Origin of the sequence: Bradyrhizobium sp., from assembly GCF_049581145.1 — a bacterium.
Taxonomy (GTDB): domain Bacteria; phylum Pseudomonadota; class Alphaproteobacteria; order Rhizobiales; family Xanthobacteraceae; genus Bradyrhizobium.
This window is the reverse complement of record NZ_JBAURI010000042.1, coordinates 1-5,786: the sequence shown is the minus strand read 5'-3', so window position 1 is coordinate 5,786 and position 5,786 is coordinate 1. Positions and strand designations below refer to the sequence as shown.

General features: G+C 63.8%; 3 protein-coding genes and 1 pseudogene. 2 read left to right on the top strand and 2 right to left on the bottom strand.

Going from position 1 to position 5,786, the window contains the following annotated elements; translation table 11 throughout:
- Both WCB02_RS01295 and WCB02_RS01290 read right to left on the bottom strand, forming a co-directional pair.
- Window positions 1–1,044: hypothetical protein (locus WCB02_RS01295; protein WP_423955483.1), on the bottom strand; the 1,044-nt coding region annotated here is incomplete at its 3' end.
- A 216-nt stretch (window positions 1,045–1,260) separates the two neighbouring features.
- A pseudogene (locus WCB02_RS01290) lies at window positions 1,261–1,521 on the bottom strand (transposase); the annotation flags it as partial.
- 1,199 nt (window positions 1,522–2,720) lie between these two features.
- Here WCB02_RS01290 and WCB02_RS01285 point away from each other — a divergent pair.
- Together WCB02_RS01285 and WCB02_RS01280 are read left to right on the top strand one after the other, a co-directional pair.
- Window positions 2,721–5,030, top strand: a complete 2,310-nt coding sequence (locus tag WCB02_RS01285; RefSeq protein ID WP_423955481.1) for an NADP-dependent malic enzyme — start codon at window positions 2,721–2,723, stop codon at window positions 5,028–5,030.
- 180 nt (window positions 5,031–5,210) lie between these two features.
- Window positions 5,211–5,663 carry a DoxX family protein gene (locus WCB02_RS01280; RefSeq protein WP_423955479.1) on the top strand — a complete coding sequence of 151 codons (453 nt, stop codon included), beginning with the start codon at window positions 5,211–5,213 and terminating at the stop codon, window positions 5,661–5,663.
- The last annotated feature ends 123 nt before the right edge of the window (window positions 5,664–5,786 follow it).

Genomic DNA, 5,786 nt, shown 5'->3' with positions numbered 1-5,786 from the left:
CGCAAGCCCCGGCACCGGCCGCGCGCGCGGCGGCAGGTCGGGCTCTGTGTCCTGCGGGTCGAGGTTGGAGCGGTCGCGCGCCAGCACCGAATAGCGCGGCAGCGGGCTCAACCGGGCAAAGCTCAGGGCCCTGCTGCCGATGCTGTTGGTCTGGATGGTGAAATGTCCGTCGAGGGGCGTGTTGTCGAACTTGGTCGCCACGCGTCCTTCCACGCAGGATTCGTCGGCGACCGACTCGTTGCGCTGCAGCGCGGCGGTGACGGCTTGCTCGATGTAGTGCTGCGAGAAATAGAGGTGGAATTGCGGGGCGCTCTCCCCCGAGTCCGACATCAAATCGATCGGCGTCGGCCCGTTGCGCTGGCCCGCGATGATCTCGAAGCTGAGCTCGCATCGAGCGAAGGTGCGCGACAGGTCCTTGCCGACTGGCCGGTAGACGGCAATCAGGAGACGATGCGTGCCGACGCGAGGCGGGATCTGGAGCGAGACGTTGTTGGGATCCCGGCTGAACGTGAGGTCCGAGTTGACCGCGCCGACGAACACCCGATACTCGTCGCTGCCGACCGTCTGGCGATCCGGCAAGTTGTGAATGTCCAGCGCATACATCGGCGCCTCGTCCGGCGGCTGGCCGAGATAGGCCAAGGCAAACCCGACGATAACCATCGCCGCTGCCCCGCCAAGGGTCGCGTGCACCGGACTGCCTGGAAGTCTCAGCGTCGAGCGGACCACCGCCGATCCGCCGATGAGGGCGCCGGCACCTCCGCACAGCAGCGCGAAGATCAGCTCTATCATCCAGTAGGTCTGGCGGTTTGCGACGAAAAGGTCGCCGACGACGAAGACCGCCACGAACGAGACCACGGTCACGAACACGAGGAAGGCGACCGCGATGACGACCTGGGTGGTCGATGGGATCGTCCTGTCGATGCTGCCGCCCTCGGGGACGGCGTCGGAGTTCCTTGCCGTGGTCCGCCGTCTGCCTGTTCGTCGGCTGTCGGAATTGCCGGCTGTCTGGGTGGCGTCGGCGTCGTGTGCGCTGCCCCGCGTCATGACCAACACTCCTCACGCTGCGAGTGGATGGACATCACGACATTATTCTCGATCGGCCGCGCCTCGTGTGAGCTGCTTCACAATCTGCCGATGGCAGGGGCAGGCGTGTCGACGCGGGGGTGATTCGGGGGCAGGGGGTCGACGTCGCGTGGCGATCGGCGCGCACCGCGATCTTCGATGAAACGGAATCTCAAGCAAAGATCGCAATCGACTTTTCTAAAATGTCGCGCTCCATGCACGGCCGGTTCGTTCTCCCGCTGCGAACGAGCAATCTCTGCCGCGTGGTCCGCCGAGTGCAGCGTCGCCTGCGTCGTGGGGCGCCGCGCCGCTCGTCAGCTGCAGCCGAGCTCCCCGCAGCCCCACCCAACGCCGCAAGACCGAATCGCGCAGGCCAAGTTCCTTGGCCACCGATCCGATCGTGCGGCCACTCGATGCGACCAGATCAACGGCTTGCCGCTTATAGTCGTCCGTAGATGACCGACGTTGACGGCTGTTTCACCCCACAGGCAAAACGAAGCGTTTTTTGCGCGGGGATCAGGTTGCATCACCCAGTACGGCGTTCTGATTTTCAGAAATCGTTGTTGACGCTCACCCCAAATCACCTGCATAGTGCCGCCATCCTGTCCCACAGAGGGGCGTTCCGGATCGTCCAGAGACGCGGGGCGGGATGCGGTGGACGCGGCGGCGTCGGGGTGTGACACGTGATGGCAGGGCGGGTTCTTTGGAACCTGTGAGCGGTCAACGGCGCGCTGACGAACGATGCTGTCGCGTACGGTGAAGTCGTGTGGTCCTGACGCCTCAATGGTCGGCGTCAAGTCTTCGGAAGCCTGTCGGCCCGACCGGGCGGATGGCAACGCCGAAGGCGACGGTGTCAAAAAAGCCTGGATCGCCGAGGAGAGCACGAAGTAAGCCGTAAAGCCATTGCGCAGGGAATGTCGGAGTGTTTCCGCTGAACCTGTATGCTCGTGTGCCGCTTGCCTTCTACTACTCTATCGCACACGAGACCGCGGGTGCAGCGTGCACCCGGCATTCCCTGCGCCCTCGTTCTCGAGGCGCAAGACTTGCTAGGCAAAGCTCGGGCGACCAGCGCCGCGAGACCGTGAAACCGTATCTGCTGCTTGAAGATCGAATTCGTGGCGTAGGCCGGGCGCATCCGCGCCGTGCCGAATTCGAGAGATCTTGGTGGCAACCATGAACAACAATCGTCATTTGGTTGCGCGTGTGGCGCGCGGTATGCCCGGGCCACGATGCGCAATTGTGCATCTGGAATCTCGAGATTCTCAGGTGCGCAATTGCGCACCATAGTTCGATGCCACCGGGCGCAAAGCCTGTCATCGGGCGCGCATTCGCGCGACCCGGTGGCGCCCGTTGCCATCGCCCCGGAATGACAAGCACGGCAAGCCAGCAGTCCTCTCCCGGCGAGTTCAGATTGCAGGCCCATGAATGGTCATATCGCCGGTTGATGACGGGACAGGGCTGCAGTTTCGCAAGTCAGCCAGTCGGACGGCCTGTTGATGGGGCAGCTCACGGATGTTGCATCCAAGCCGTTGCGCGTGCTTCACATCCGGCTCAATCTGCCGGACAACCGAGCTCTGGGCGTCGGCGAGGATCCCCAGGGATTCGCCGAGGATGGCCAAGCAAATCGAGGGGTCGGGCCCGGAAACGCTGGAGCATGCATGTCGTCCTATTCCGATGATCTCCGTTCCGCCGCATTGGCCTACCATCGGCTGCCGCGGCCAGGCAAACTCGAGATCCAGGCGATCAAGCCGCTCGCCAACCAGCGCGATCTGGCTCTGGCCTATACGCCCGGGGTTGCTGCGGCCTGTGAGGAAATCGCCGCAAACCCCGCCGAGGCCGCGTCGCTGACCGCGCGCGCCAACCTGGTCGCGGTCGTCACCAACGGCACCGCGGTGCTCGGCCTCGGCAATATCGGGCCCTTGGCCTCGAAGCCGGTGATGGAGGGCAAGGCGGTTCTGTTCAAGAAGTTCGCCGGCATCGACGTGTTCGACATCGAGATCGCCGCCGACACCATCGAGCGCGTGGTGGAGACGGTGGCGGCGCTGGAGCCGACCTTCGGCGGCATCAATCTCGAGGACATCAAGGGTCCGGAATGTTTCGAGATCGAGGCGCGGCTGAAGGAGCGCATGAAGATCCCGGTGTTCCACGACGATCAACACGGCACCGCGATCATCGTCGGCGCCGCGATCACCAACGCGCTGCTGCTGAACGGCAAGAAGCTCTCCGAGGTCAAGATTGTCACGTCAGGGGCGGGCGCCGCCGCGATCGCCTGCCTCAATCTTTTGGTCTCGCTGGGCGCGCAGCGCAAGAACATCTGGGTCTGCGACATCGACGGCGTCGTGCATGAGGGCCGCAACACGCTGATGGACCCCTGGAAGGCGGTCTACGCGCAGAAGACCGACAAGCGCAAAATGGCCGAAGTGATCGGCGGCGCCGATATCTTCTTAGGCCTCTCCGCGCCGAACGTGCTGACGCAGGACATGATCAAGCAGATGGCGGACAAGCCTTTGGTGATGGCGCTCGCCAATCCGAACCCGGAGATCATGCCCGAGGAGGCGCGCGCGGCGCGGCCGGATGCGATGATCTGCACCGGGCGCTCGGACTTTCCGAACCAGGTCAACAACGTGTTGTGCTTCCCCTTCATCTTTCGCGGCGCGCTCGATGTCGGCGCCACCGCGATCAACGAAGACATGAAGCACGCCGCGGTCGATGCGATCGCCCAGCTCGCGCGTGATCCGCCGTCGGACGCGGTGGCGCGCGGGTTCGACGGCGGCGAAACCCAGGGGTTCGGGCCGGGATCGTTGATCCCGAGCCCGTTCGATCCGCGGTTGATCCTGCGCATCGCGCCGGCGGTGGCGAAGGCCGCCATGACCTCAGGCGTCGCGACCCGGCCGATCAAGAATTTCGACGAATATACCGCGCTGCTGGAGCGGTTCGCGTTCCGCTCCGGCCTGGTCATGAAGCCGGTGTTCGCCAAGGCAAAGAGCCAGCGGGTCCGGGTGATCTATGCCGAGGGCGAGGACGAGCGCGTGCTGCGCGCGACCCAGGTCGTGCTGGAGGAGAAGCTGGCGCATCCGATCCTGGTCGGACGTCCCTCCGTGGTCGAGTCGCGGCTCAAGCGGTTCGGCCTTTCGATCAAGGCCGGCCGCGATTTCGACCTGGTCAACCCCGAGGACGATCCGCGTTACCGCTCCTATGTGCAGTCCTACATCGAAATCGCCGGCCGCCGTGGCGTCACCCCGGATGCCGCGCGCACGGTGGTCCGCACCAATGCGACCGTGATCGCGGCCCTCGCGGTGATCCGCGGCGAGGCGGATGCCATGATCTGCGGGATCGAGGGCCGCTATATGAGCCATCTGCGCCATGTCCGCGAGATCATCGGTTTTCTGCCGGGGCTCAGCGATTTCTCGGCGCTGGCGTTGATGATCACCAGCAAGGGCGCCTACTTCATCGCCGACACCGAGGTACGGCCGAATCCCACCGCCGAGGAACTCGCCGAAATGGCGGCGATGGCGGCGAACCACGTGCAGAGGTTCAACCTCAAGCCCAAGATCGCCTTTGTGTCGCATTCCGACTTCGGCAGCTACGACACCGAGTCCTCGCGCAAGATGCGCCGCGCCACCGCGCTGCTCAGGGAACACCATCCGGAACTGGAAGCCGACGGTGAGATGCAGGGCGATACCGCGCTCTCGGAAGCGACGCGGAAACTGATCCTGCCGCATTCGAAGCTCGAAGGCGTCGCCAATATCCTGATCATGCCGAATCTGGATACCGCCAACGTCGCCTATCAGATGATCAAGGTGCTGGCCGACGCGCTTCCGGTCGGGCCGATCCTGATCGGCCCGTCACGTCCGGCGCATATCCTCACCCCGTCGGTCACCGCGCGCGGTATTCTCAACATGACCGCGATCGCCGCCGTCGAAGCCCAGGAGCGCGCCAGCCGCCAGGAGCCGAGCCTGTTCAGCTAATCACCTCAAAAAGCCGGGTTCGAACCGCCCTTTCGGGTCAAGAATTGGCCGCGATCCGAATGCAGACAGCGCCCGCTCGGCCTTCGATCCGGGCGTTTGAAAAACGCAGGCGGATTCCCCATGATCCGCTTGCTCCGTCGTCAGTAAGCCTGCCGTTTAGATCGATCAATGAGGCCGACCATGCCAGCATTAATTGCTTTCGGACGAATTTTGTTCGCCGTCCTGTTCATCTACACGGGCGCCTCGAAACTGTTCGCCATTCAGGCGACGGCGGATGCCATCGCCGCCAAGGTCGTCATTCCGGCGCTGTTGGTCCCTTACACGACGCAGCTCGAGGGCCTGACCGGAATGCCGACGCCGCAGATGCTTGCGATTGCCGCCGGCGCGTTCGAGGTCATCGCGGGCTTGATGATCGCGCTCAATTTCGGCGCGCGGTTCTTCTCGCTGCTCCTGATCCTGTTCGTGGCTATCGTGACGTTCTATTTCCACGACTTCTGGAATCAGGCCGCATCCGACAACGGCAAGACGCTGATGGATGCGCTGAAGAACCTGTCTTTGATCGGCGCCCTCTTCATGATCGCCGGATATGGCCGACGGCCGCCCGTCGCCGAGCCCGCTTATGGGGACGTCTAGCAGCTTGTCGGACTTACCCCAACGGGCTGTCTTTTGGCTAGAATCTCCACAATGATTCGAGCGCGTCTCAGGGCAGGCCACCGATGAGCAATTTCCGTGACGTTGATAGGCTGACGGGTTTTC

What these genes read in the sequence shown, in the direction of transcription:
- WCB02_RS01285 (WP_423955481.1), top strand. Translation starts at nt 2,721, where the DNA reads ATGTCGTCCTATTCCGATGATCTCCGTTCCGCCGCATTGGCCTACCAT.
- WCB02_RS01280 (WP_423955479.1), top strand. Translation starts at nt 5,211, where the DNA reads ATGCCAGCATTAATTGCTTTCGGACGAATTTTGTTCGCCGTCCTGTTC.